The organism is Blautia intestinihominis (genome assembly GCF_040096655.1).
Classification (GTDB): domain Bacteria; phylum Bacillota; class Clostridia; order Lachnospirales; family Lachnospiraceae; genus Blautia_A; species Blautia_A intestinihominis.
On sequence record NZ_JBBMEI010000158.1, the window covers coordinates 1 to 2,207 of the forward strand.

General features: G+C 42.8%; 2 protein-coding genes. Both read right to left on the bottom strand.

The genetic code is table 11. The annotated features are described in order from the left end of the window. A partial coding sequence (locus tag WMO75_RS19335; protein ID WP_017144663.1) for a Maff2 family mobile element protein occupies window positions 1-215 on the bottom strand: 215 nt, incomplete at its 3' end. 123 nt (window positions 216-338) lie between these two features. After that, complete coding sequence (locus WMO75_RS19340) at window positions 339-2,198, bottom strand: VirD4-like conjugal transfer protein, CD1115 family (protein WP_227597995.1); 1,860 nt, start codon at window positions 2,196-2,198, stop codon at window positions 339-341. Window positions 2,199-2,207: the final 9 nt, after the last annotated feature.

The window sequence follows — 2,207 nt, forward strand, 5'->3', positions numbered from 1 at the left end:
TAAGAGAACAATGTTGCCAGCTGTGGAATCAGGGTAGTTCCCAGCAGCATGATTCCGGCACCAGCCATCAGCTGTTTGATGCCCTGGCTCTTAGCGCCGGGATTGTCATTTCCATATCCTTCCAGAAGGTTCACGACACCCCACACACCAAGACCTGCGCCGATAGCGACTACAAGAGTTTTTAAAGTTGTAATTGCGCTGCTAAAAAATGCCATATATTCATAAACCAAAACTGACTTCTTTCAGGTGTTTACGGGAATGAAAAAACACCGACTAAAAAGCCGGCGCACCTAATGTCAGTTATTCCTTTCCTCATTATTTTTCGTTCATTCCCAAGGTTACTCCGACAGTTCTACATGAATCACTTCCACCTCTTCTTCGGGTTTCGGTGTGTACTGTGGATTTAACTCTTTCTCTACTTTGTACCGGTTCTTCTCGTTTTCATCTGCAAGAAGCCGATAGTTTTTGTGTTTCGTGATATCATATTTATCCGAGAAAAATGGTCTGGCACCACGGATCTGCAGGATACATTTTCCTCCATCCATGACTGCAATCTCATCTTCCGTCATCAGCTGTTTGCCTGTTTTCTGGTAGTTCAATCCAAAGGACTTCTGATTACTCCTCGTCTCCGAAGTGTTATACAGGTCAATGGTTTCCTTCCCCAGAAGCTCACTCATTTCCTTTAAGGTGGTTTTCTCTTTGCCACCAAGAAAAAGTGTAGTATCACAGTTGCCCAGAATGGTATCTGCACTATCCTTATACATTGCCTTTAGCTGACTCTGGGACTGCAAAATAATAGAAGCAGAGATTTCCCTGCTTCGGATAGTTGCGATCAGCTTGTCAAACTGAGGAATCTGCCCGATGTTGGCAAACTCATCAGCGATGACACGCACATGCACCGGCAGTCTTCCACCATATACATCATCTGCCTTATCACAAAGCAGATTGAAAAGCTGTGACTGTAACATGGCAATCACAAAGTTGAATGTGGTATCCGTATCGGACATGATCAGAAACAAGGCTGTTTTCCTGTCACCGATCTTATCCAGTTCCATTTCATCGTAAGACATGATCTCACGAAGTTCTGCGATATCAAATGGGGCAAGTCTGGCTCCACAGGATATCAAAATACTTTTCGCTGTCTTTCCAGCCGCCATTTTATATTTTTTATACTGTCTGACCGCAAAGTGCTGCGGATCTCTTTCTTCCAGTTCCTGGAACATCATATCCACAGGATTCTGGTAAGTTTCATCCTCTTCACGGGTTTCGCTTTCATTCAAAAGATCCAGAAGGGTATTCAGGTTCTTTTCCTCTTCATCCCCTTCATACCAGATAAAAGCAATCAGTGCTGTGTACAGCAATTTCTCTGCTTTCACCCAGAAATCTTCGGAAGCTTTTTCCCCTTCGCCTTTGGTATTCACAATGATTGTTGTCACCAGCTTCAGGATATCTTTTTCAGACCGTATATAAGCAAATGGATTGTAATGAAGGGACTTGGAAAAATTGATGGTATTCAGAACCTTAATCACATATGGCTCATGTACCACTTTTCCAGATTTATCTTTCATGATATTTCCATTCTTATCTTTCTTAGGTGGTCCCTTTGCTAACATCTTCCCGCACTCTTCAATCAAAGTGCCTTTCGGATCTGTAATGACCATGGAACAGTTCATTTGCATGACCGATGGTTTTACAAAAAAACGTGTCTTACCGGAACCACTGCCGCCGATGACCACTATATTTTTATTTCTTGCATACTTTGGCTGTTTAGGTCTACTTTCCATAGTCAATGCTTCTGTTGCTGTCAATGGAATGTTCATCCATGGATCTTCTGACATATAAGGCTTGATATCCTCTGCATTTCCCCATCTGGCTGAACCATACTCGATTCCTTTCCGGAGTTTCTTTGCATCTGCCTGTTTCTGCCAGACCAACACTTTCAGAACGACTGCAACAACAATACCTGCTAGCAGATCTTTCCAGTTATTGCTTAACACAAAACCAGCAAAAATCCGGTCTGCGTGTTCCATTGCATATAATAGTTTGTTCCCCATATCTTCTCCCGGACTGTTCCGGTAAAGAAAAAACGCCCGGTCTGCATAGAAAGCAGCCAGAGCATAAGGAATATTTGTAAGAACCAGTTTCTTTTTATCCAGGGCGGACAGCCTGACCCTGATCTTATTCTTCCATTTTTGCATCAGATTTTT

What these genes read in the sequence shown, in the direction of transcription:
- WMO75_RS19340 (WP_227597995.1), bottom strand. Translation starts at nt 2,198, where the DNA reads ATGCAAAAATGGAAGAATAAGATCAGGGTCAGGCTGTCCGCCCTGGAT.